The organism is Burkholderia sp. Bp8963, assembly GCF_003854275.1.
Taxonomy (GTDB): Bacteria; Pseudomonadota; Gammaproteobacteria; order Burkholderiales; family Burkholderiaceae; genus Burkholderia.
Genome location: NZ_QTQP01000060.1, coordinates 1 through 22,123 on the forward strand (window position 1 = coordinate 1; position 22,123 = coordinate 22,123).

Here is a 22,123-nt window from a genome sequence, read left to right on the forward strand (position 1 = left end):
TTGTTCAGGCGCGCGTCGCCAAGGTCCAGTTGCTCGAATTCCGTTTGTGTCCAGGGCGTCGATTCCGTGACCAAGGCGTCCGCTCAAAAGCGGAGAGTAAACGCGAAACGCCGACAGTTTACAAGCGTCGCTCTATGTCATTGAAAGTAAACGGGCTTCGTCGCCGTCGCCGAACAACAAGGACGTTGTGTATAACGACATGCGCACAACCCCGGTTATATAAAGCTAATTAAATGCCCAGAGGGAGCTTACGGATACTGCGACGAGGAATACTTCTTCATCAGGATCCGCGCCGCGTTCCCCGGTAATCGTCGATGAACCTAAAAAAAGCCCCGCAGACTTTACGTCGCAGGGCTTTGACCGAAACCTCACTTAGCTACCAGGCCATCGAGGATGACTTGGCAAAGTTTTTCGGCCATCTCGGCAGGCGGGCGCTCTGAGGCCATGCGCGGGTACCACTTATAGGCCCAGTTGCAAATCCCCAAGAAAGCAAAGACGGTGATATCAGGATCATTGTCACGGAAGGCACCAGAAGAAATGCCGTCAGTGATAATTTTGCGAATACGCTTAAGGTACTTGTCGCGTAGTTTGCGAATCTGCCCACGATGTTCATTTTGCAGATCACCATAGTGATCCATGAACGCTCGCACATATCCAGGATGCTCAGAAATTTGACGCAAGGTCGAGGTACAGGCTTTAATCAGCAATGATGCTGCATGCGTACACCCATCGCTCGCATCTTCCAGGTCCTCTATCAGAAGCTCCATGTGCGCCTGGTGCATTTCAAAGAGAATCGCAGCCTTACTAGGGAAGTAGTGGTAAAGCGTGGGCTTGCCCATGCCAGCTTCGTCGGCTAACATTTGCATAGTCATCTTGTGGTAGCCCACCTTGTCAAACAGGTCGGCACAGTGATCGAAGATCTTCAGTCTTTTCTCGCTGTGCTCGGCTGTCATTGTTGCCTTGGCTTTATCCTTCATTTCCTTAGTTTTCTCGTCTTTTATCTGGCGCACTCGTAAATAGTGCACAAGAACTACCTTGCACAAAGCCTACCCACTAGTCCCGAGCACAAAGGGAAGACGTCTACATGATGATGTAGAGGTCTGTGATTCTACTTTCAAAGAGTCGGACTATGAGCAGTCAGCCCCTTAATACTGATAGAAACCCTGACCTGATTTGCGCCCCAGATATCCGGCATCGACCATTTCCTGAAGTAACGGCGCCGGTCGATATTTAGAATCGTTGAAGCTCGCGTACAGCACCTCTTGCACCATCAGCAACGTGTCGAGGCCGATCAAGTCTGCGAGTGCGAGCGGGCCGATAGGGTGATTCGCTCCGAGCTTCATGCCCTTGTCGATGTCTTCGGCTGAAGCCAGTCCTTCCTGGAGCGCGAAAATGGCTTCGTTGATCATCGGGACCAAGATACGGTTGACGGCAAAGCCCGGGCTGTTTTTAGCCACAATCGCCGTCTTGCCGATAGTCTCAACGAAGTCCTTCGCCACATCGAGCGTCGGGCCATCCGTCTGGAGGCCTGCGATCAGTTCGACAAGTGTCATGACCGGTACTGGATTGAAGAAGTGCGTACCGATGAAACGGCCCGGATTCGAGACCTTAGACGCGAGCCTGGTAATTGAGATCGAACTCGTGTTCGTGGCAATCACGGCCGTCGAGCCCACTGACTCGTCAATCGACTTGAGGATCTTCGCTTTGATGTCCGCGTTCTCGGTAGCAGCTTCAACGACGATCGAAGCACGCGAGAGGTCGGAATACGTCACCGTAGTCTTGATACGGCCAAGAGTAGCGGTCTTCTCTTCGGCGCTAATCTTCTCCTTCTGCTCCAGACGGTCGAGGCTCTTGCTAATCGTGGACAGGCCGCGCTCCAATGCTGCGTCCGACACATCGAGCATAACGACGTTGAAGCCTGCTGCGGCTGCGACTTGGACAATGCCATTGCCCATAATACCCGCACCGACTACACCAATAATCTTGTTGCTCATGTTCAGCGTACCTTTATATGGGGTTAAACGCGTTCGAAGATCGCTGCAATACCCTGCCCGCCGCCGATGCACATGGTGACGAGTGCGTAACGACCACCAGTGCGCTTAAGCTCTGCGATAGCCTTAGTCGTAATGATCGCGCCGGTAGCACCTACCGGATGGCCTAGCGAGATACCCGAACCGTTCGGGTTGACGCGAGCTGGATCGAAGCCCAGTTCACGAGTCACTGCCAGAGCTTGTGCGGCAAACGCCTCGTTAGCTTCGATGACATCCAGATCGTTAATCGACAGACCGGTACGAGACAGCACTCGTTGCGTTGCCAAGACCGGGCCGATACCCATATACAGCGGCTCACAACCGCTATGAGCGTAGCCCACGAGTCGAGCTATCGGGGTCAAGCCCAGCGAATTCACGGCACGCCCCTCGGCCAGAACGACAGCACCCGCGCCATCATTCAACCCCGAGGCGTTACCTGCGGTAACAGTGCCGCCATCTTTCTTGAACACGGGCTTCATCTGCGACAGCGACTCGACGGTGACATCAGCCTTTGCGTGCTCGTCGGTGTCAAAGGCTACTACACCCTTACGCGTTTTTATCTCGACAGGGACGATCTGGTCCTTAAAGCGACCTTCACGAATAGCATTCAGTGCACGCTGTTGGCTTTCAGCTGCGAGTTCGTCTTGTTGTTCGCGCGTAATGCCATAGCGCGCGGCGACGTTCTCAGCGGTAATCCCCATATGCACCTTCTGCCACGGGTCATGAAGAATACCGTTCATGTAATCGACCATACCCGTATCGCCCATGCGTTGTCCCCAGCGAGCAGCCGGAACGATGTAAGGGCCGCGCGACATGGATTCAGCACCGCCGCCAACAGCGACTTCGCAGTCACCGAGAGCAATCGACTGAGCCGCGCTAATGATAGCTTGCAGACCCGAACCGCAAAGTCGATTCACGTTAAATGCCGGGGTGTCTTCTCGCATACCCGAATCGATAGCAACAACTCGCGACAGGTAGGCATCACGGGGAGCGGTCGGGACGACGTTGCCCATCACCACGTGACCGACAGCGTCAGCCGGCACGGAATTACGCTCCAGCACCGCGCGGACAGCAGTTGTGCCGAGCGTAGTGAGTTCAACGTCCTTGAGCGAGCCGCCAAAGGTTCCGATAGCGGTACGTGCCGCTCCAACTACAAAGATTTCACGATCCATCTTCAATCCTGTTCTGTTGCGATAGCTGTTGAGCACCAGCGGTTAACCGCGTTCGAGAATAGTGACGCCGCTCACTCCGGGCGCACCGTATACGTGCGTATAACCCAGTCTCGGGTTATTCGGCACCTGACGCGCACCTGCCTGACCGCGGAGTTGCAAACTGATTTCGATTACCTGACGCAAGCCAGAAGCGCCAACAGGCTCGCCATTCGCCAGGCATCCGCCATCCGTATTGATAGGCAGGCGGCCGTTGATTTCCGTAGCGCCTTCGCGGAGCAACTTTTCTTGCTCGCCGTGCTCACAAAAACCATTCTCCGCCATGTGGATGATCTCCGACCCGGAATCCGTATCCTGCAATTGGATGACGTTGATATCTTCTGGCCCGACGCCCGCTTCCTCGAACGCTGCTTTAGAAGCTGTCACTGTCGGAGCTGACACCTGTTGCGCCATCAGTGCGGGACTGAAGACTTCGAACGAACCGTGATGACGGGTCCTGACTGCCGCCGAGCGGATGATCACGGGATTAGCTTGATACTTCTTTGCCAGCTTAGCCGAGCACAGGACGATCGCTGCACCACCCTCTGCTGGATTGCAGAACATGAACTTGCGAAGAGGCAGGCTCACGGCGCTCGATTCAGCGACTTGTTCGTAATCGAGTTCTTGCCTACGCCATGCGTTAGGATTCAGTGCTCCGTTGCGCGATGCACGTTGAGCCACCCGAATCAGGGCATCATCCGTAATGCCGTATTCGTGCATATAGCGACGAGTCTTCATCGCGAAGAACTGAGTAGTGAGCATCAAACCAGTTTCACCGTACCAGTCCTCGAGACCCCAGTCTTTAGGCAACGGATTGAAAGCCCCACGCGGATGCTTATCGAAACCAACAGCAACACCAATGTCAGCCGAACCCGACCGAATCGCGGCAATGACGGCTGCGAGAGATGATCCGCCCGTCGCGCAACCATTAGCTACGTTGACGAAAGGCAGGCCAGTGAGACCCAGATCGTTAGCAAGCGCATCCGCGTTGCCCGCGTCCTGCGAACCGCCGTATGCAACCTGAACTTGATCCCACGTAATACTTGCGTCTTTAAGCGCCTCTCGCACAGCATGAGCGCCCTGTGCTCGACCCGATACACCATCGAAGCGCCCGAATCGGTGCATGCCGACGCCGATGATCGCGACATCGTTACTCATTGCCTTAACCCCCCTCGATATCAGATTCTGCTGGCGAGAACACAAACGTCACGAGGTTAGCGCCCTCAGGCGTTTTCCCATAGGTTTCGAGCGACATCGTCATCGACATTCCGATTTTCAACTTATCGGCGTCAGCAACAGACAAACGACTCTCGATCTTGATACCACTAGGCATTTCAATATATCCAACACCATAGGGCTTGAAACTAGCATCGGTCTCGCCGCTGTTGTAGGGCGTCTTGGGCAAGAAGCTCTGGATCGTCCACGTCCACAAGGTTCCGTGACGTCCAAAATTAAATCGATTTAGATTCGTGCCAGTGCAGCGCGTACACCCAGACGCACCGGGGAAATAGGTTTCACCACAGTCAGCACACTGATTCCCTACTAGAGTCGCCGTGCCATGTACATCGCGCTCAATTGATGATGGGCAGGCTAGTACAAAATTGTCAGCATTCATGTTTAGGCCGTTTTCTCGAGTGGTTCAGGTAGTCTTCACAACTACCTGAGCTGCAGTACTTATTTCCAACCAGCTGTTTGAGCTGCCGTGATACCGAACGTCATAGCCATTGCAAGACCACCCGCGTAGCCGGTACCGTATGCGCCACCGGCATCCGAACCTGCTGCGAGAAGACCCGGAAGCACAGAGCCATCGTCCTTGAGCACGCGGGCATCGGTATCGATCATCAGACCGCCGAACGTGAATGTGATAGCTGGATACACTACGAGAGCGTAGTACTCGCCATCCAGCGGGATAGCCGATTCACGTCGCGGAGGATTCAAGTTCTCCCAACCATTGGTCGAGCCTTCTTGATACTCAGCAAGGCTCCTCACGAGTTGCGCGCCGTCGAAGCCGTGAGCCGTCGCAAACCTCTCCAGTTCAACAATGTCTGTCGTGTGTACGCCTTCACCACCGTTCTCGATAGCGACCTTGTATTTATCCAGCGGGGGCGCAGAAAGCACAACGTGAGCCGTCGCGTACGTTTCCTGAATACGCTTGTCCCAGAGCAGGATAGCGCGTGCATTGGATTCGAAAACCGTGCGATACGTGTTCGTATGATCGCCTTCAGTTTCATCGCAGTAACGGAAGCCCTGTTCATTGAACAGCAGCGAGTGGTCGCTGTGGTATTGGCTGAGACCCGTATAGTAGCGTTCTTCTCCCCAGTTCCGGCTCTTCGTCACCAAGTGGCCGTAGAAGCCCTTGTTGTTCTTGTTGAAGACGCCACCGGCCTCGGTGCCCAGACGGATACCATCACCCTGCGAAACCGGGTTGGAGCGCAGGAGAAGGTTGCGCGCGTTTCCATGGATGTTTTGTGCACGGAGTTCGGGCGAGCCCTGATAACCGCCCGTAGCCAGAATAGTGTTTGTAGCGATGACGTCTACAGTGCCATCGGCGCATACAGTGCGAGCCCCGATAACTTTCCCTGCGTCGTCCTTGAGCAGCGTTTCGGTCGTTGTCTCGTATACGATATAGCCCCCCGCCTTTTCTACCATCTGAATGCAGTCGTCCAGATGGTGGATCAGATCGACTGCGTAGCCACGGCCATGCAGGACGTTCATCGCAGGACTGACCTGAATGCCACGTGAGCGTATCCAAGCGAGCGCCTGAGGATAGGTATCGAGCACGACATCGCCCAACTTGGGATCTCCGCAGCCATACATCGACATCTTGGAAGCTGAAGTCGCTGTCCAAAGAACGCCTCCGCTCAACACAGCCGAGCCACCTCGCGTCGACGCTTTCTCAACTACGACAACGCGTGCGCCTCGCTCAGCTGCCCAGCCAGCGGCAGACAGTCCCGCCATGCCAGAGCCGATGACCAAGAGGTCGCACTCCATTGTTTCGTGACTCACGCTGCCTCCTTCAGATCTATGTAGATTCAGATTGAAAAACTGCTTGACACCCACGCCTGAGATCGCATCTCATAGCAACCAATGCTACTCGACCGACTGGTCGGGCGTCAACTGTGACGACGTACGCGCCAGGCACCGCGGCCTACAGACAGGTAACCTCATAGTTACCCTTGTTGACACCTTTTATTGGCGTCAAGTAGATTCGCCACCTGCTCGATTACCGCAGTAGCGGTGTGGTCAATTTATCTAATCAATAGAGTCACTGATTAGATGTGCAGAGCATTATAGAGATGAGCGGTCGCGTCCATGTCCGTCAACGAATCTTTCCCTGAGCGCGACCGTTAGCCGCATGCTTTACGTTTATGGTTGCCAGAATTTCCAAAAAATAGTTTGAAGATTTGGAGACATATAAACATGAAAAAAACGCTTCTCGCTTTGACTGCACTTGCTTCGTTTGCTCAAGCAGCGCGCGCAGAATCCAGCATGACGATGTACGGCGTCGTAGATGCCCCTCTTGAATTCGTCACTCACCAAGCATCGGGCGCGCCCAGCCTGGATGCAAACGGCCTTCCCGTTCCGAAGCCAGGCGGTAATCGTTGGTCCCTGAATTCGAGCGGCGGCCTGTCGAACTCGCGATGGGGCTTCAAGGGCAACGAAGACCTCGGCGGCGGCCTGTCGGCATTCTTTCAGCTTGAGAACGGCTTCGGCCTGACCACCGGTCAGCTCCAACAGGGCGGCCGTATGTTTGGCCGTATGGCCTTCGTCGGACTTAAGTCCGCTAACTGGGGCGCTATCTCGCTCGGTCGTCAGTACACAACGCTGCTCGAAGTTATGGCAACGCTTGGGCCGATCAATTTGGCAACTATGTACGAGCCGGTCACTGTAGAAACGGGTAGCAACTACCGTCAAGACAGTTCGATCAAGTATGTCGGCAATTTCGGCAAGGTGATGGTCGAAGGTCACTACAGCTTTAGCGCGGCTCAAGTGAACTTCAATGGACGTCCGGTCGCCAACAGCGGCAACGGTCAGATCCCCGGTCACTTCCACGACAACACGGCATGGGGTATCGGCGCTACCTATACGGACGGCCCGATGCTGTTGGCGTTCGGCGTTGACCAACTCTTCCCGTCAATGTCGACTACGGGTACCGGCGAAAACTGGAATGCTACAAAGATCGCTGTTGGTGGTAGCTATATGATCACAAGCGACCTGAAACTCATGGGTGGTTACAGCTATGGGCGTACCACAGACCAGAACAACCATGTTGTTTATCGTGGCGACTACTTCTGGACTGGTGCTCAGTACTCTTTCACACCCTTCATCAGGAGCGGTCTCGGCCTCTACTACAATCGTCTTTCAACGATGAAGACGAGCGCTACCGCAGCTGATGGTCGTATCGGCAACCCGTGGCAAATCAGCTTCTTCACTAGCTACCTCCTGTCGAAGCGCACCGACCTGTACTTCGTCACATCATATGCCCGTCACGCAGCTGAAGACATGGATAACACGGGTAACAGCAACATCGATGCTTACTACCTCACGCAAGGTGCGAAAGACCAGCTTGGCGTGACTATTGGCGTTCGTCACCGCTTCTAATCTATAAGCCCCCTCAGGATCCTCTTCGCTGTTTGCAATGATTAGTATTGACTTTGCGAGTAGCGGTGGTAAATTTACTACTCGACCGCACGGTCGGTCGAGTTCTAGGATACGGCTCTACTCCCTTCGGGGAAAAGCCAGCATCCAACACTGCACTGTTATGACTATGACTATCACAGGAACTGACATGAGCGAAGTGAACCAAGAGAAGGACGTGATCCAGTACGAAGTTGCTGACAACGGCATCGCCACGATTTGGCTGAATCGCCCGCACGTTCGCAACTGCGTGAGCCCGCAACTGCTGAAGGATCTCGAAGCTGCCGTTGATCGCGCAGCGGAAGACAGCAACGTTCTCGCCGTCGTGTTCCGTGGTCGTGCAAACACGTTCTGCGCAGGCGCTGACCTCGGCAAGCTCGTCGGCCCGGTGCTGCAAGAAACGTCCACGTCGCTGCAACTCGCAATCGACTCGGCACGTACGTACGACAAGATCTTCAACATGAAAAAGCCGACCATCGCGGCTGTTGATGGTTACGCAGTCGCCGGCGGTTTCGAACTCATGATATCGTGCGACTTTGCACTCGCAACGGAAGAAGCCAAGGTTGGTGACTTCCATATCCGCCGTGCTCTCTTCGGCGGTGCAGGCCCGATCTATCGTCTGCCGCGCATGATCGGTACGCGCAAGTCGAAGGAACTGATGCTCACGGGCAAGCTGCTGACGGGCAAGGAATGCGTCGAATGGGGCCTGATGAGCGCATGCGCACCGCGCGCTGAGTTCGACCAGCTGATCCAGGACTTCTGCGCACCGCTGATCGACAAGTCGCCGTTCTGCATGTGGATGACGAAGATGGCCGTCAACCGTGGCCTCGACGCGGACACGAACAGCCTGATCACGCTCGAAACGATGACATGTAACGTCGTCCACCACTCGGAAGACGCCAAGGAAGGCGTGCGCGCGTTCCTGGAAAAGCGTCAGCCGAAGTGGATCGGTAAGTAAGCAGCCGGAGAACGACAATGACTGTAAGCCTTGTAATTTTGGCCTCTCGCCCGCCCGAGTGGACTGTTGAGCAGTTCACAACTTGGTGGCGAGGTGAACATGCCGCGTATGGCCGGAAATTGCCGGGCTTGCAGGCATATCGCCATGGGGTGATTGTGCACGACTACGATCACCCTGAAGGGCCCGCATACGACGGTCACGCGGTTCTGACGTTCCCGGATCGCGCGACACTCGATGCAGCATTTGTATCGCAAGAGTGGAAAGATGCAGTTGCTCACGTGGGCCGTATGAAGGGCAAGCGTATTGCTCTGATTACTGAAGAAGCAGATATGTTTGCTCTTCACGCTCCTAAGGAGCGCAACTAATGTCCACTCTTGAAAAAGGTTTCGTCGCTCAAAGTTTTCGCCTGGACGGTCGCGTTGCTGTCATCAATGGCGGTCGCGGTGATATGGCCGCCGCGATGGGCGCAGCACTCGCTGACCTCGGCTGTAGCGTAGTCTTCATGTCTCGCAAAGTAGAAGAATGCGAGGCCGTGGCAAACGACATCGGACCTCGCTTCGGTGTGCGGACGCTGGGCCTGCGCTGCGATGTCTCGAACGAAGCTGAAGTGGAGGCCGCCGTTGCCCGAGTTGTCGAAGAACTGGGTCGGATCGATATTCTGATCAACAACGCAGGCGCTTCGTGGTGGGGCCTGCCTGAGGACATTCCCCTCTCGGGCTGGCAGAAGGTGATGGACGTGAACGTGACGGGCACCTTCCTGGCCTGCCGTCATGTTGCTCGCCACATGATTGCCCGCGGCCAGGGCGGTTCGATCATCAATGTCGCCTCCGTCGGCGCATATCTGTCCTACACGCCAGACAAAGGACAAGTCGTTCCGTACACAACAAGCAAGGCTGCGATTGTCCATCTGACAAGCAATCTCGCTGCGCAGTGGGCCGCGCACGGCATTCGTGTGAACGCAATTGCTCCCGGCTCTATCGAAACTGGAATGACGAAAACTGTTCCCGAGGATCAGAAAGCGAAACTGCTTAATGACATCCTCCTGCGTCGGTTCGGCAAACCCATCGAACTTACGGGTACGGTCGCACTACTGGCGTCTGACGCTGGCGGATTTATTACCGGACAAACATATATCGTAGACGGGGGGCAGACAATTGCTTAACAACCGAATTACAGAATATACAGCCAATGGGCTAGCCTGGACTGACGCCTCGCTTTGGCAGCAGTTCAAAGCGCTGCACGAAGCAGACTCACAGGCACTCGCCGCCGTGGACGGCACAGCTCGCGAATGGAGTCGCTCGGAACTCTACGAGCGAGCGACTCTGATCGCTAAAGAACTTAGCGCAAGCGGTGTCGGTGCTCACGACCGCGTGATGGTCGAAGGCCGCAAGACTGCGAATATACTCGCCGCAGCGCTCGCGATCTCCAGCGTTGGTGCCGTTGCCTGTCCCTATACGCCGGATCTCGGCAAATCAGAACGCAGTGTCATCGAACAGCGTCTCGGTCACGTAGCGATAATCGGTTCGTCAGAAGTCGACGCAAGGGCCATCCCCAGCGTCGAAGGCCTCTACCTCACTCTGTGCGAACGTCAAGATCGCACGTGGGACGAAGCCGACAAGAAGGCCGCGCTTATCGCCTTCACTTCCGGCACGACGGGTATCCCAAAGGGTGTGATGCACTCTGTGTCCGGGATGAATTACGCTACGCGCGCCTGTGCCAAGATTGCCGGTCTCGAGCCCGGTGATGCGATTGTCGGCGTAGTGCCCCTCGGAAGCGCACCCGGTTTCACGTTCACGCTGCACTTCAGCCTGTCGCTGGGCCATCCGTTGATCATCGTTGATGCGTGGGACCCTCGCCGTGCGCTGGAGCTCATGGACGCGCATAACTGCCGTTGGGGTATGTGTGTTCCGACGCACCTGCACACAATGGTCGAGTGTGCTCGTTCTGGCCAGTGGTCGAAGCGTAGCCCGCTGAAAGCTCTCGCAGTCGGTGGTTCGGCTATGACCTCGCAACTGATTGCAGACGCCGACGAACTGCTTGGCATTCCGGTATTGCGTATGTACGGCATGTCCGAGTGCATGGGTCATTGCAGCGCCCTGCCCACGGACTCGCTGGAAGTACGTCAAAACTCGGATGGCAAGCCCTTCCCCGGCACTCAGGATCAAGCCCTCGACGCTCAATTCAACCCTTTGCCCGTCGGTGAGCGCGGTCAAGCAGGTGTCAAGGGACCGTCGCTGTTCCTCAAATACGCAGAAGGACTCGGCAGCCAGGAGTATCGACTGACGGAAAACGGCTACTTCCTGACCGGCGATGAAATCGTTGTCGGCCAAGATGGCTATATCAAGGTTGTTGGCCGCTTGAAGGACCAGATCATTCGCGGCGGATACAACGTTGACCCAGCAGAAGTCGAAGCCGCTGTGCTCAAGCACCCTGCCATCGAAGACGCGGTTGTCGTCGGTGTGCCACACTCGAAGCTCGGTGAGCAAGCTTGCGCTATCTGTGTAATCCGGACAGGATTCCCGACGTTGCAACTGTCGGATTTGACGTCTCATATGGAAGCTATCGGGCTGACGAAGAAGAAGTGGCCTGAGCATCTTGTGATTATCGACACAATGCCTGTCACCACTACCGGCAAGGTCGACAGGAAGACCTTGCAGAAAAATGCTATTGCCCTGCTGACCGCAAGCTAGTTCGAGCGCTCTAAGCAATACAATGGGACGCCTGGATGTTTGGTCACGGCATTTGATGGTGCGGGTCGAGAATGAGCCTTTGGGGCTCTGTGACCTGCACCGCATTGAGGCGATGTATGTTGTTGAACGCGAGATTCGCGGCCAGATGCCGGACATGCGCCTGTCTGCACGTCAGCAGCACTCGACCCCATTGATGACTCGTGCTTTGTCGGTCCGACTACCTGTCAGATCGAGTCCCGGCTAATACAGATCAAGGTCGAGAAGGCACTCGTGCCTGATCCAGACATGCGCCGGCCGCTGTGCCTGGACGAGCAGAATGCGTGTCCGCCGGAGGACGTCGGTGGAGTGCCGGGATATGCCGACTTCCTCGAAGCGATCGGCGATCCGACGCACGAGGAGCACGACCACTTCCTCGAGTGGTGTGGCGGCAACTTCGATCCCATTGCCTTCGACCTCGCGCTTACCAATCAGCAGCTCTCCGAGGTCAAGTTCTGAACGTCAAGACAGCCTCCGTTTGATGCTTACGGCCGATCTCAAAGCTCCACGTACCGGCGAGCTTGAGAGCAGCACTTACATCTTGTCCATCTGGGTAGCGCCAACGACCCATGCCGACAGACCGCTGGTCATGACAGCGCAGACTAAAGACTCTGCGATTTCGGTATCATTCGCACCCGCAGTTTTCGCACCCTTCATGTGGACGTTCGTCCAGTCGCTGTAGTCTGCAGCGAGGATAGTGACGAGCATCAGTTCCGAATACTTCGCGCCGAGCGGCGTGCCATTGATCGTGCCTTCGCGCATCAGGTAGTAGGCTTCGCTACCTACAGGAAGCAAATCGATCAGCTTGCCCAGCGACGGCGGCATGGCGCCGAAGTAGTTGAGAAAGTTCTGTTCGACTTGACCCGCTTCGACGTCGATGACCGGCATCGCCACTGCGGTAGGTACAACCTGGTACTCCGCGTCCAAGAGGGCCAAGAAGCGCAACGCGGCGCCCTCGCCACGGCAACTGCTGAGAATGATACCTGCCGAGCTAGCTTCCTCGTACGTGAGGCCCAGTTGGTGCGCACGCGTAAGTTCACGTTCGGCCATCTCACGATAGCCCTTCGTGTTCGCAGCTACTGCTACGTACAGAGCCTTGATACGTGCCGGAAGAGCGCCGTCCGTGTTGACGATTTGCCGCCATCGTGAGTAGCCAGCGAGCGTATAGGGGGCGATTCTACGCAGTAAATTCGAGTCTAGAAGCGGGCTCATGCTTTTCGTTTCCAATTCATTCTCCGCGATTATTGGCAGGTCACACCGCCATCGACAACCAACTCAGAACCCGTCATGTAGCTCGACTCATCGCTAGCCAGGAACAGGAAGGCATTAGCAATGTCCCGTGCCTTACCAAAACGCGCGAGAGGCGTATGAGCTAGAAACTCTTTAGCGAGTTCCGGTTTTGCGTATGCCGCTGCTGTCAGTGGAGTCTCAACGTGCCCCGGGTGCACTGAGTTGCAGCGAACACCATTACCGGCCTCTGCGCATTCGAGTGCAATGACCTTAGTCAGCATCCTGACACCGCCCTTAGCTGCGCAGTAGGCGCTTGCGTTAGGCCCTGCCGCGATACCGCGCATGGACGACATATTGACGATCGAACCGTAGCCTGACTTAGCGAGCAGAGGCATCATGTACTTCGTGCCCAGGAACACGCTATCGAGGTTCACAGCAACGGTTTCCTTCCAGTCTTCATACGAGAGGTTAGCAATCGATTGGAAGCGCCCGAAACCTGCATTGTTGATCAGGACATCAAGTTTGCCGAAACGAGCCATAAGAGTAGTCGCGAGATCCTTCCACTCTTGCTCTGACGTGACGTCAAAGCACGCACTACCAGACTCACGTCTGATCTCCTGGATCCTGGCGAGCGCCTCGGCCAACAACGGTCCGTTGCGGTCAGCGAGGACCACAACGGCCCCCTCTTCAGCGAACCGTTGTGCCGTAGCAAAGCCAATACCAGAAGCCGCACCCGTTACAAGTGCAACCTTATTGGCGAGCCGGCTCATTGCGCTTTCATCTCCCCGCTGCGGATATCGCGCTTCGTCATTTCCAGCAGCGTGGCGAACTGCGGATTTTCACGATTCTGAATAGCCGTATGACGCTCCTTGATCGCTTCATCGAATGCCGTGGTCGTGATCGCGTACAGTTGATTCGCACGGATCGCATCGACCACAATGCCTGCGACCTCCGCAGGCGACAGGGCGCCGCTGTACATCTTGTCCGCAACTGCCTTCAACTCTTGCGTCTCTTCGAGAGCGCCGCCTTCCGGTCGCAGTTCTTGCGGACGGTTGCGTTCCGACTGATAGATCTTCGTGTTGACGAGACCCGGAATCAAGGCCGTCACGCCGATCTTCGAATCACGCTCCTTCAGACCCGCATACAGTCCTTCAGTGATGCGCAGAGCCGCATGCTTGGCTGCGCCGTATGCAACCGATGCGGAGCCGCTGACGATACCTGCGATCGAAGCCGTGACGACGATATGACCGTCCGTGCCTTGTTCAAGCATGCGCGGGACAAAGCTACGGATGCTGTTGACGACGCCCATCATGTTGACGTCGAACGACCACTTCCAATCCTCGACCGGGTATTCCCACACCGGACGATAGCGGCCCGAGGGAACGACGCCTGCGTTAGCACACAGGACATCGATCGAACCGAACGTATCGACAGCGGCCTTAGCCAAGGCTTCGACTTGATCGCCCTTCGTCACATCCGTGCGAACTGCAAGCGCTTCGTGCCCTGCGTCTTTCAGCGCTTGCGCAACACGCCTGGCTTCTGCTTCGTTAACGTCAGCGACAACAACTTTCGCGCCTTCGTTAGCAAAGCGCCAGGAGAGTGCTTCACCGATACCCGAACCACCGCCCGTAACTACCGCGACTCGCTCTTTGAAGGATTGCATTTGATTCTCCACGTATCAAGCTGTGCCCAGCCAGCTGTTAGTAATCCGGGCACTATTGAAATCAGGGTGCCAAGTTCACCCTGCCGAATGACCTAATTGCGTTACAAGCTCAAGCCGAGGCGTTGACCTTCCAACATTGCGTGTGAGACACGACGCGGGCTGACGCAATCACCGATGGAGTGTACTTCCATCGTAGATTCTTCGAGTGCGTCGATCAGAGCACTACGTGAAGTACGGCCCGTCTGAATGACAACGAGTTCGCATTCATATTCCGTCGTTTCGCCGGAACCGCCGTTCATCAGCGAAACGCCCTTCTCGGTAATGCTATCGAAAATAGAAAGTACACAATACTCAGTGCGGCCGCTACCCAGACGGGCGATCAAAGGCCCGATACTCTCGGTGGGAATCTGTCCTGCGACACTCACGCCGGGAGTGGCGATCGTGACCTTCCAACCCGCGTTCATCAACGCTTCTGCGACGCCATACGTCCACCAGAATGCTGAGCCATCGTCAATAACGGTCACTCGCCCCTGACCATGAGGCTCGGGCATATCTTGATCGAGGACTTCGAACCATGTCTTGACGTGCGGGCCAGACTGTTCGTCCGACAACGGATTCGGCTGCGAGCCCGTAGCAATGACAGCGACGTCAAAGCCTTCGAGTTCGGAAGCTGATTCAATACGGCGGTTCAGTTCGACAGTGACACCGAGTCGACGAATCTCGCTTTGTAGATAATCGATGAGATTTCGCAGATCGCTACGGCCCGGCAACGAAGCGGCGTAGAGGAACAGACCACCGAGCCCATCCGTTGCTTCAAAAATCGTTACCTGATGACCACGGTCAGCCGCAGCACGCGCCGTCTCAAGCCCAGCAGGGCCACCGCCGATGATCGCGATCTTGCGCTTACGCAGTGGGCCTTTGATGGTGAATTCAGGTACCAGCTCACGACCAGCGCGAGGATTCACTGCGCAGTGGAGATGCGGCGAGAATGCACGACATTCTTGATTCAGACCAACGCAGGGACGGATACGCTCAGATTGTCCAGCACGAGCCTTAGTGACCCAGTCAGCATCAGCAATGAATGCGCGCGCCATACCGATCATGTCAGCCTGACCTTCAGCGAGCACCTTCTCTGCGATCTCGGGGCTATTGATTCGCTGACCGACAATCACCGGCAAGCCCGTAGCCTGACGAATCAACCCGGCTGCACGTGCAGCAATAGCCTTCGGCTGCGTTGCATCCTTGACGTAGAGGCCGCGCGTACCCATCGTAATACTCAGGTAGTCCGTCAGTCCGTCAGCAGCAATGAGTTTGCTTATCTGCACTGTATCGGGGATTTCCATCCCATCAGCGATTTCCTCGGAAGCACTAAGACGCAGACCGAGCATGAAGTCTTCACCGCAGTGCTTGCGGATAGACTCGATTACCATACGCAGGAAACGCATACGATTTTCGATTGAGCCGCCCCAGCGATCATCACGGAAATTCGTAGCCTCGGACAAGAATTGTCCGACGAGATAGCCGTGCGCTCCGTGAATCTCTACGCCGTCGTGCCCCGTAGCTTTGAGGTTAGATGCGGAGATACCGAAAGCTTCCACGATCTCAAGAATCTCTTTCTCATTGAGTTTCTTGGGACCATACGGGTCGCGTGGGCTACGGATAACCGAAGGTGCGAGCGGTGCGTTATCGAACTCGCCGCCGATAGTTTCACGTCCAAGGTGCAGGATTTGACCTACGATCTTCGTGCCATGCTTATGCACAGCATCCACGCGCTTTTGCATGGATTCGAAAACAGCTTCGTCGTACGGGGCAACGAGCTTTCCCGAACGAATGTACGACGTACGAGACACTACCGCAGCGCCCGTGATAATCATTGCTAGACCAGACTTTGCACGTTCTTCATAGTATGCAATGTCTGCATCCATGATCGCGCCATCTTTGATCATCGATGTGCCATGCGGCAGTGCTACGAGTCGATTTTGAAGTTCGACTTTACCGATCTTGAACCTTTCAAAGAGTCGCGGAAAAGCTTGGGATTGTTTTTCGCACGCCATGTTCTTGTCTCCAGTTCTAGTAAGCCGCTTAGAGCACGGACGCACCGCCATCGACGGTAAGCTCGGTACCAGTCGTATACGACGAGTCGTCAGATGCGAGATACAGCGCGGCGTTCACGACTTCAGGAGTTTGGCCCATACGACCCAGAGGGATACGCGAGAGGCGCTTATTCATAGTGTCGTCATTCGGGAATGTAGCCCGGAGCATCGGCGTATCGATCGGACCCGGATGAATCGAATTGCAGCGAATGCCATCCTTGGCATATTGAGCGGCTGTCGTCTTCGTGAAGATCAAAACGGCACCCTTAGAAGCCGCGTATGCCGCTTCCATATGAGTCCATTGTCCGAGTGCCGCAATCGACGATACGTTCACGATAGAACCGGAGCCGACCTTGCGCATTTCAGGTATCGCAATCTTCGTACCGAGGAACACGCCGCGCGCATTCACAGCCATCACCTGATCCCACTCTTCTACCGTACGCTCTTCGATAGGAGCGACCTTTGGAACGATGCCTGCGTTGTTGACCAGGATGTCAAGTTTTCCGAAGTAGTCAACAGCATCTTGAACCGCGAATTTCCATTCAGCTTCGTTGGTGACGTCAAGCCTGGCATACTTGGCAGAACCACCGTTCTTGAGAATCTCATCCACGACTTCCGAGCCATCAAGCACGTCAGCTACGAGTACTGCTGCGCCCTGCTGTGCAAACACGCGTGCCATTTCAGCACCAAGACCCCGTGCTGCACCTGTAATCAGTGCAACCTTGCCAATAAGCTTGCTCATTCTCTACGTCCAGATTCAGGTTAAATTAGCTTTGCATAATGCGGATCACGCTGTGCTACGTTGAGAGCGACACAGCGTGTACCACTACAGTACTTAAGCTACCGCTTCCTTGACGAGTTCCTTGTTCAAAACTTCGTTAGGAAGCTGTACCGAACTACGCCAGAACATGAATGCCGAAACCAACGACGCGCAGACCGTAACGCAAATCGCATAGCCCAGACCTTGCACGCCATAGGCAGCCGTGAACCTGTCGCTCAAGAAGCCAGTAACGAGAGGTCCGAGTCCCAAGCCGATCAGCGACACGACGAGTGTCAGAACGCCAGACGTAAAGCCGCGAATGCTGGCGGGCACCATCTGGTGAGCAACCGCCACGATAGGACCGTAGTAGACGAGCATCATCGTCATCGTGATCGCGCCGAGCACCATCGATACGACGTGCGTCGGCACGAGGTACTGGACGATTGCAATCGGAACCATGATGAACTGCGAAATCGCGATGACGCGCGGGCGACCGCGAACATCCTTCGAACCAAAGTAGTCAGCGAGTCTCGCACCGGCATAGATGCCGATAGCGGAGCCGATACCGTTCACGAGTGCCAGATAGTACGAAACGGTGGACAGCGGCACGTGGTGGACACGCACGTAGAACATGGCATTCCACGAGTTAACCGAATACCAAGTCCAGGCATGGAAGCCGCCCGCAAGAACGAGCCAACGATAAGCACGTTTGCTCCACAGGATTTTCAGCGCTTCCGCAGTAGACGGTGCCGGCGCCTTCGCTACCTCAACTGGATCGAACGTGCCACGCTTCGGTTCTTTGGCGAACCACATAAACGGGACGACGATCAAGCCAGACAGACCGATAATCGAAAACGCTTCACGCCAACCGACGTTAGTCACAAGCCAACCAGCGCTCGAGTAACCCAGAAGGATACCCACGGGCAGCGACAAGCCGAAGATTGCGATCGCCGTAGCACGCTTATTAGGCGGATACAGGTCTGAGATAATTGAGTGCGATGCCGGGATCGACCCAGCTTCCCCAACAGCGACGCCAATACGGAAACCCAGGAGTGCCCCAAAGCTAGTTGCGATACCCGTGAGTGCCGTGAAACCAGTCCAGACTGTCAACGCGCCTGCTACGAGACGACGACGTTGCCAGTAGTCAGCTAGACGTCCGATTGGCACACCGAGTACCGCGTAGAAGATCGCGAAGGCTAGACCCGTGAGCATGCCCAGTTGAGCATCGCTCAAGCCCAGTTCCTTCTTGATAGGGATTTGCAGGATAGAAAGAATCGTGCGGTCTACGTAGTTGAATACCGACACCATGAACAGCAAGAAAAGAATGTATCTACGTTGGGCTGCGCTAACCATTATTTGCCTCCCAGGCAAAACACAAATGATTCGCTGTGTGCTCCATGCTTATTCCTCTCATAAGCATAGACAGTTGCGCCTATGTACCTCATAGTATCTCCTTGCGTCTCGAACTGATTAGTTTTTTGCTATATTTCCAGAGCGACGCGTATTGCTTTTGACTCTACGCGTCTTACATCTTGGCAGAGCGAAACCTTATAGGCGCCCTATACTTGAGTTTCTTCAATATTTTTGGATGTAGCAGAGTAGCAGCTCTTACACCGTGTCGTGATTGTGGCGAATAACCAAACAGATACTCATGAACCTGTAAAAAGCGGCGTGCGTCGCTGCTGGAACGCAACGACACCTTCCTTGAAGTCATTGGTTGCCGCGCACTCACGGAAGCCCAGACGCTCTGCTTCGAGCTGCGAATTCAAGTTTCGGTCGAACGAATTTCGAAATAGGCGTTTGATGACGCCAAACGACCGTGTAGGCCCATTAGCGAGTCGATCTGCGAGGCACATAGTCTCTTGAGCAAGCTCAACACTGCTGACTACACGATAGACCAGACCCAGACGATGCGCCTCCTGTGCGTCGAAGGTCTCGGAGAGCAACGCAATTTCCATTGCCTTATGCAGCCCCACTGCGCGAGGCAGCGACCAGGAGCCGCTTACGTCCGCGCTAGCTCCGATCTTCGAGTACGCCATGTTGAACTTCGTGTTGTCCGCAGCAAGCACCAGGTCACAGGCGAGGGCTAGACTCACACCAGCCCCTGCGACTGCGCCGTGAACGCTACCGATCACGGGTGCCGACATCTGAGAAAGGATAGTCACAGCCTCGTTCAGCGGTTTAATCAACGTGTCGGCAACTTCGGCAGCATGATCGAGGTTTTCAGTGAATTCAGCGAGATCGCCCCCAGCCATGAACGCCTTTCCCTCTCCGCGCACGACAACGCTACGAACACCGGGATCGCCGGCAATCCGGTGGCACACAGAGAGGAAGTCGGTCGCCAACTCTACGTTCGCTGCATTCAGCACATGTGGGCGATTCAATACAATTTCAACAATCGCACCCGTACGATGCACGAGTACCGCTGCATTCTTTTCACTCATTGCGCCACTCCTTACTCACAAACTAACGCCCCAGCGAAGTCGAATGATGGCATTAGTTATTTAGTGCAGGCCCTTGCTATTAGCCAATGTCAACTTGACAAAAGTCTCGAAGTGGTTATCGAGACTACCGAGCAAGACTGCGTTGACCATCAAGCGACGGAAATAATGGCTCACGTCAAGTTCTTCGGTAATGCCGATACCGCCGTGCATCTGGACAGCTTCATTACCTACTATGCGAGCGGTCCTGCCGATATACGCCCTTGCTCCACTGATGATCCGAGCCCTGTCTGCGTGGGGTTGATTCATTGATAACCTCGCAGCTTTCGTCAGCGCCCCGACTTCTTGCTGAATCATGTACATGTCAGCCATGCGATGCTGGAGTGCCTGATTAGTACCCAGGGCCTTGCCGAATTGCTTGCGCACCTTCAAGTAATCAGCAGTAGCATTCACCAGAGCCCTGACAATACCGAAAGTCTCACCGCAGAGCGCTACGACAGCCTCGTCCGCGACATCAGCGAGGACAGCCTCTACTCTCGCACCATTGTTGTCAGTACCCAGTCGCTGAGCGATTACGCCTTGAAAGTTGACTGATGCAGCACCTCGCCCATCGACCAGTCGATAGTTCTTGCGAACGCAGTCCCGTGCCTCTACTACGTAAACCTGAACTTCGCCCTCCGCATCTTGTGCCGGTACGATGAACTTGTCGGCTATGTCACCATGCAACACCATAGGTGCCGTACCAGTCAGCCGATTCTCCGATGCAGTCAGCCACTGCAAGCGCGGAGTTCCAAGGTCGAGTACTGCGAGCTTTACCGACCCATCGATCAGAGTCGAAAGAATCTGATCCTTCTGTTCTGCGCTACCCAACAAGGACACCAATCGTGTGCCGATGACAGCACTCGATAGAATTGGCTCCATAAGCATGCGATAGCCGACCACCTCCATGAGCGCACCCAGTGTAGTCGTGTCAGCATCGAGACCGCCCCAGTCTTCGCCGAGTGTTAGTGCTAGCCAGCCGAATTCAGCGTAGTCTTTCCACGCTCGCTCGCTATAACTCTGATCCCCCTTAAGTACGGCGTGACGCTTCTGGAAGTCGTAGTTATCGGTCGTATAGCGCTCAATACTCTCACTGAGCAGAGCGAGCATTTCCTGGTCTGCACTCATAGTCCGAGAACGGCCTTAGCAATAATGTTGCGTTGGATTTCCGATGCACCGCCGAAGATCGTAGCGGCACGATTGTAGAAGTGATCTTTAAGTACCCCAGCCGCATCGTCAGGGCCAATCGGAGGTTGCGTGCCCTTGTGCAGCGCCTCGATATCGAACGGAAGCCCTTCCATACCGAGAGCTTCAACCGTCGCTTCCGCGACATGCTGGTACAGTTCCGATGAACGGATTTTGATTAACGAGGCCTCGCCGCCGTTCTCTGTACCGTCCATCATGGCTTCAACGGACTGATATGCTACCTGTTCGAGTGCCATGAATCGCAGTTCAAATTCACCGATGCGATTACGCATCAGGGGGTTTTCGATTTCCCCACTCTCTGTTGCCGCGAGCTTAAGTCGATCTAGTGCGTGACGAACCATGCCGACAGTCGCGCCTGCCGTACGCTCATTCTTGAGCAAGAACTTGGCATACGTCCATCCCTGCCCTTCAACACCGATCAAGTTCTCGGCCGGTACGCGAACGTTTTCCAACCACACTTCATTCACGTGGTGATAACCATCCATCGTGTCGATAGGCTTGACCGTCACACCTTCGCTGTTCATGTCGATGAGCAGGAATGAAATACTGTTTTGTGCCTTAGTCTGAGCGTCGCCGGTACGCACGAGGCAAAACAGCCAATCGGCCCACTGCGCATACGTCGTCCACACTTTTTGACCATTGACTACATAGTAATCACCGTCACGAACTGCCGTCGTGCGCAAACCTGCCAAGTCAGAGCCCGCACCGGGCTCGGAGTAGCCTTGAGCCCAGAAGTCTTCGTTGTTGACGATTCGCGGCAGGAATCGTGCTTTCTGTTCCGGCGCTCCGTACTTATAGATGACGGGCCCCACATATTTGACGCCGAACGGAATCACCCACGGGCAACCCAATCGCGCAAACTGATCCTCGAAGGTAAAGCGTTCGAGCGGAGACCAGTCTTGCCCGCCATACTCAGCGGGCCAGTGCGCAGTACCCCAATTCTTCTTTTGCAACAATCGCATCCAGCAAAGATAGTCCTCTTTGCTTAATACCTGGTGGCGTCGGGACCGATCAAGTAGATCGGCAGGCATCTCGCTCTTACAGAATTCGTGTATTTGTGCACTGAGCGCCTGTGCCCGCACGCGTGCAGATTTGATCGTATCGTCCATATGATTGTCACAAAATTGAATC

At 55.2% G+C, this 22,123-nt stretch carries 21 protein-coding genes; 6 read left to right on the forward strand and 15 right to left on the reverse strand.

What is annotated here, in order from left to right:
• Positions 1–368: 368 nt before the first annotated feature.
• The 6 genes from DID96_RS32120 to DID96_RS32145 form a co-directional block, all read right to left on the reverse strand.
• Positions 369–977 (reverse strand): TetR/AcrR family transcriptional regulator, encoded by a 609-nt coding sequence (locus tag DID96_RS32120; RefSeq protein ID WP_124603241.1) that lies wholly within the window; start codon positions 975–977, stop codon positions 369–371.
• 168 nt (positions 978–1,145) lie between these two features.
• Positions 1,146–1,994 carry a 3-hydroxybutyryl-CoA dehydrogenase gene (locus DID96_RS32125; protein WP_124603242.1) on the reverse strand — a complete coding sequence of 283 codons (849 nt, stop codon included), beginning with the start codon at positions 1,992–1,994 and terminating at the stop codon, positions 1,146–1,148.
• A gap of 23 nt (positions 1,995–2,017) precedes the next feature.
• A complete protein-coding gene (locus DID96_RS32130) occupies positions 2,018–3,202 on the reverse strand; it encodes an acetyl-CoA C-acyltransferase family protein (RefSeq protein WP_124603272.1) in 1,185 nt (394 codons plus the stop codon).
• A 42-nt stretch (positions 3,203–3,244) separates the two neighbouring features.
• The gene (locus DID96_RS32135; RefSeq protein WP_124603243.1) at positions 3,245–4,396 is read right to left on the reverse strand and encodes a thiolase family protein; all 1,152 of its coding nucleotides are present in this window, start codon (positions 4,394–4,396) and stop codon (positions 3,245–3,247) included.
• Between the two features lie 4 nt (positions 4,397–4,400).
• The gene (locus DID96_RS32140) at positions 4,401–4,853 is read right to left on the reverse strand and encodes a Zn-ribbon domain-containing OB-fold protein (RefSeq protein ID WP_124603244.1); all 453 of its coding nucleotides are present in this window, start codon (positions 4,851–4,853) and stop codon (positions 4,401–4,403) included.
• A gap of 59 nt (positions 4,854–4,912) precedes the next feature.
• Positions 4,913–6,229: an FAD-dependent oxidoreductase gene (locus tag DID96_RS32145; RefSeq protein ID WP_260464089.1), complete on the reverse strand. Its 1,317-nt coding sequence runs from the start codon at positions 6,227–6,229 to the stop codon at positions 4,913–4,915.
• Positions 6,230–6,658: 429 nt separating this feature from the next.
• On the opposite strand from DID96_RS32145, the gene DID96_RS32150 reads away from it, so the two are divergent.
• From DID96_RS32150 to DID96_RS32175, 6 genes are all read left to right on the forward strand, one after another.
• Entirely contained in the window at positions 6,659–7,840 is a 1,182-nt protein-coding gene (locus tag DID96_RS32150) for a porin (protein WP_124603246.1), read from the forward strand.
• Positions 7,841–7,877: 37 nt separating this feature from the next.
• Positions 7,878–8,834 carry an enoyl-CoA hydratase/isomerase family protein gene (locus DID96_RS32155; protein WP_260464086.1) on the forward strand — a complete coding sequence of 319 codons (957 nt, stop codon included), beginning with the start codon at positions 7,878–7,880 and terminating at the stop codon, positions 8,832–8,834.
• A gap of 17 nt (positions 8,835–8,851) precedes the next feature.
• Positions 8,852–9,199 carry an EthD domain-containing protein gene (locus DID96_RS32160; RefSeq protein ID WP_124603247.1) on the forward strand — a complete coding sequence of 116 codons (348 nt, stop codon included), beginning with the start codon at positions 8,852–8,854 and terminating at the stop codon, positions 9,197–9,199.
• A complete protein-coding gene (locus DID96_RS32165) occupies positions 9,199–9,996 on the forward strand; it encodes an SDR family oxidoreductase (RefSeq protein WP_124603248.1) in 798 nt (265 codons plus the stop codon). The genes DID96_RS32160 and DID96_RS32165 overlap by 1 nt, the downstream gene beginning before the upstream one ends.
• Positions 9,989–11,524, forward strand: coding sequence for a class I adenylate-forming enzyme family protein (locus DID96_RS32170; protein WP_124603249.1), 1,536 nt, complete (start codon positions 9,989–9,991; stop codon positions 11,522–11,524). The genes DID96_RS32165 and DID96_RS32170 overlap by 8 nt, the downstream gene beginning before the upstream one ends.
• A 249-nt stretch (positions 11,525–11,773) precedes the next feature.
• A complete protein-coding gene (locus DID96_RS32175; RefSeq protein WP_260464090.1) occupies positions 11,774–12,019 on the forward strand; it encodes a plasmid pRiA4b ORF-3 family protein in 246 nt (81 codons plus the stop codon).
• Between the two features lie 75 nt (positions 12,020–12,094).
• Here the strand turns inward: DID96_RS32175 and DID96_RS32180 are convergent, their stop codons facing one another.
• The 9 genes from DID96_RS32180 to DID96_RS32220 all read right to left on the reverse strand — a co-directional run bounded on the left by DID96_RS32180 (position 12,095) and on the right by DID96_RS32220 (position 22,101).
• Positions 12,095–12,787: a carboxymuconolactone decarboxylase family protein gene (locus DID96_RS32180; protein ID WP_260464087.1), complete on the reverse strand. Its 693-nt coding sequence runs from the start codon at positions 12,785–12,787 to the stop codon at positions 12,095–12,097.
• A 14-nt stretch (positions 12,788–12,801) separates the two neighbouring features.
• Entirely contained in the window at positions 12,802–13,560 is a 759-nt protein-coding gene (locus DID96_RS32185) for an SDR family NAD(P)-dependent oxidoreductase (protein WP_124603250.1), read from the reverse strand.
• A complete protein-coding gene (locus tag DID96_RS32190) occupies positions 13,557–14,453 on the reverse strand; it encodes an SDR family NAD(P)-dependent oxidoreductase (RefSeq protein WP_124603251.1) in 897 nt (298 codons plus the stop codon). The genes DID96_RS32185 and DID96_RS32190 overlap by 4 nt, the downstream gene beginning before the upstream one ends.
• Positions 14,454–14,554: 101 nt before the next feature.
• Positions 14,555–16,507, reverse strand: a complete 1,953-nt coding sequence (locus DID96_RS32195) for an FAD-dependent oxidoreductase (protein ID WP_124603252.1) — start codon at positions 16,505–16,507, stop codon at positions 14,555–14,557.
• Positions 16,508–16,535: 28 nt separating this feature from the next.
• On the reverse strand, positions 16,536–17,288 hold the full coding sequence (locus tag DID96_RS32200) for an SDR family NAD(P)-dependent oxidoreductase (protein ID WP_124603253.1): 753 nt from the start codon (positions 17,286–17,288) through the stop codon (positions 16,536–16,538).
• A 93-nt stretch (positions 17,289–17,381) separates the two neighbouring features.
• Positions 17,382–18,659 carry an MFS transporter gene (locus DID96_RS32205; RefSeq protein WP_124603254.1) on the reverse strand — a complete coding sequence of 426 codons (1,278 nt, stop codon included), beginning with the start codon at positions 18,657–18,659 and terminating at the stop codon, positions 17,382–17,384.
• A gap of 296 nt (positions 18,660–18,955) precedes the next feature.
• Entirely contained in the window at positions 18,956–19,750 is a 795-nt protein-coding gene (locus tag DID96_RS32210; RefSeq protein WP_124603255.1) for an enoyl-CoA hydratase/isomerase family protein, read from the reverse strand.
• Positions 19,751–19,810: 60 nt separating this feature from the next.
• Positions 19,811–20,896 carry an acyl-CoA dehydrogenase family protein gene (locus tag DID96_RS32215; RefSeq protein ID WP_260464088.1) on the reverse strand — a complete coding sequence of 362 codons (1,086 nt, stop codon included), beginning with the start codon at positions 20,894–20,896 and terminating at the stop codon, positions 19,811–19,813.
• A 14-nt stretch (positions 20,897–20,910) separates the two neighbouring features.
• Positions 20,911–22,101, reverse strand: a complete 1,191-nt coding sequence (locus DID96_RS32220) for an acyl-CoA dehydrogenase family protein (RefSeq protein WP_124603257.1) — start codon at positions 22,099–22,101, stop codon at positions 20,911–20,913.
• Positions 22,102–22,123: the final 22 nt, after the last annotated feature.

Bases quoted from the DNA above. Each gene is read 5' to 3' on its own strand.
- DID96_RS32150 (WP_124603246.1), top strand. From the start codon at position 6,659: ATGAAAAAAACGCTTCTCGCTTTGACTGCACTTGCTTCGTTTGCTCAA.
- DID96_RS32145 (WP_260464089.1), bottom strand. From the start codon at position 6,229: ATGGAGTGCGACCTCTTGGTCATCGGCTCTGGCATGGCGGGACTGTCT.
- DID96_RS32155 (WP_260464086.1), top strand. From the start codon at position 7,878: ATGATTAGTATTGACTTTGCGAGTAGCGGTGGTAAATTTACTACTCGA.
- DID96_RS32125 (WP_124603242.1), bottom strand. From the start codon at position 1,994: ATGAGCAACAAGATTATTGGTGTAGTCGGTGCGGGTATTATGGGCAAT.
- DID96_RS32200 (WP_124603253.1), bottom strand. From the start codon at position 17,288: ATGAGCAAGCTTATTGGCAAGGTTGCACTGATTACAGGTGCAGCACGG.
- DID96_RS32215 (WP_260464088.1), bottom strand. From the start codon at position 20,896: ATGCTCGCTCTGCTCAGTGAGAGTATTGAGCGCTATACGACCGATAAC.
- DID96_RS32130 (WP_124603272.1), bottom strand. From the start codon at position 3,202: ATGGATCGTGAAATCTTTGTAGTTGGAGCGGCACGTACCGCTATCGGA.
- DID96_RS32210 (WP_124603255.1), bottom strand. From the start codon at position 19,750: ATGAGTGAAAAGAATGCAGCGGTACTCGTGCATCGTACGGGTGCGATT.
- DID96_RS32165 (WP_124603248.1), top strand. From the start codon at position 9,199: ATGTCCACTCTTGAAAAAGGTTTCGTCGCTCAAAGTTTTCGCCTGGAC.
- DID96_RS32190 (WP_124603251.1), bottom strand. From the start codon at position 14,453: ATGCAATCCTTCAAAGAGCGAGTCGCGGTAGTTACGGGCGGTGGTTCG.
- DID96_RS32160 (WP_124603247.1), top strand. From the start codon at position 8,852: ATGACTGTAAGCCTTGTAATTTTGGCCTCTCGCCCGCCCGAGTGGACT.
- DID96_RS32205 (WP_124603254.1), bottom strand. From the start codon at position 18,659: ATGGTTAGCGCAGCCCAACGTAGATACATTCTTTTCTTGCTGTTCATG.
- DID96_RS32195 (WP_124603252.1), bottom strand. From the start codon at position 16,507: ATGGCGTGCGAAAAACAATCCCAAGCTTTTCCGCGACTCTTTGAAAGG.
- DID96_RS32140 (WP_124603244.1), bottom strand. From the start codon at position 4,853: ATGAATGCTGACAATTTTGTACTAGCCTGCCCATCATCAATTGAGCGC.
- DID96_RS32220 (WP_124603257.1), bottom strand. From the start codon at position 22,101: ATGGACGATACGATCAAATCTGCACGCGTGCGGGCACAGGCGCTCAGT.
- DID96_RS32120 (WP_124603241.1), bottom strand. From the start codon at position 977: ATGAAGGATAAAGCCAAGGCAACAATGACAGCCGAGCACAGCGAGAAA.
- DID96_RS32135 (WP_124603243.1), bottom strand. From the start codon at position 4,396: ATGAGTAACGATGTCGCGATCATCGGCGTCGGCATGCACCGATTCGGG.
- DID96_RS32185 (WP_124603250.1), bottom strand. From the start codon at position 13,560: ATGAGCCGGCTCGCCAATAAGGTTGCACTTGTAACGGGTGCGGCTTCT.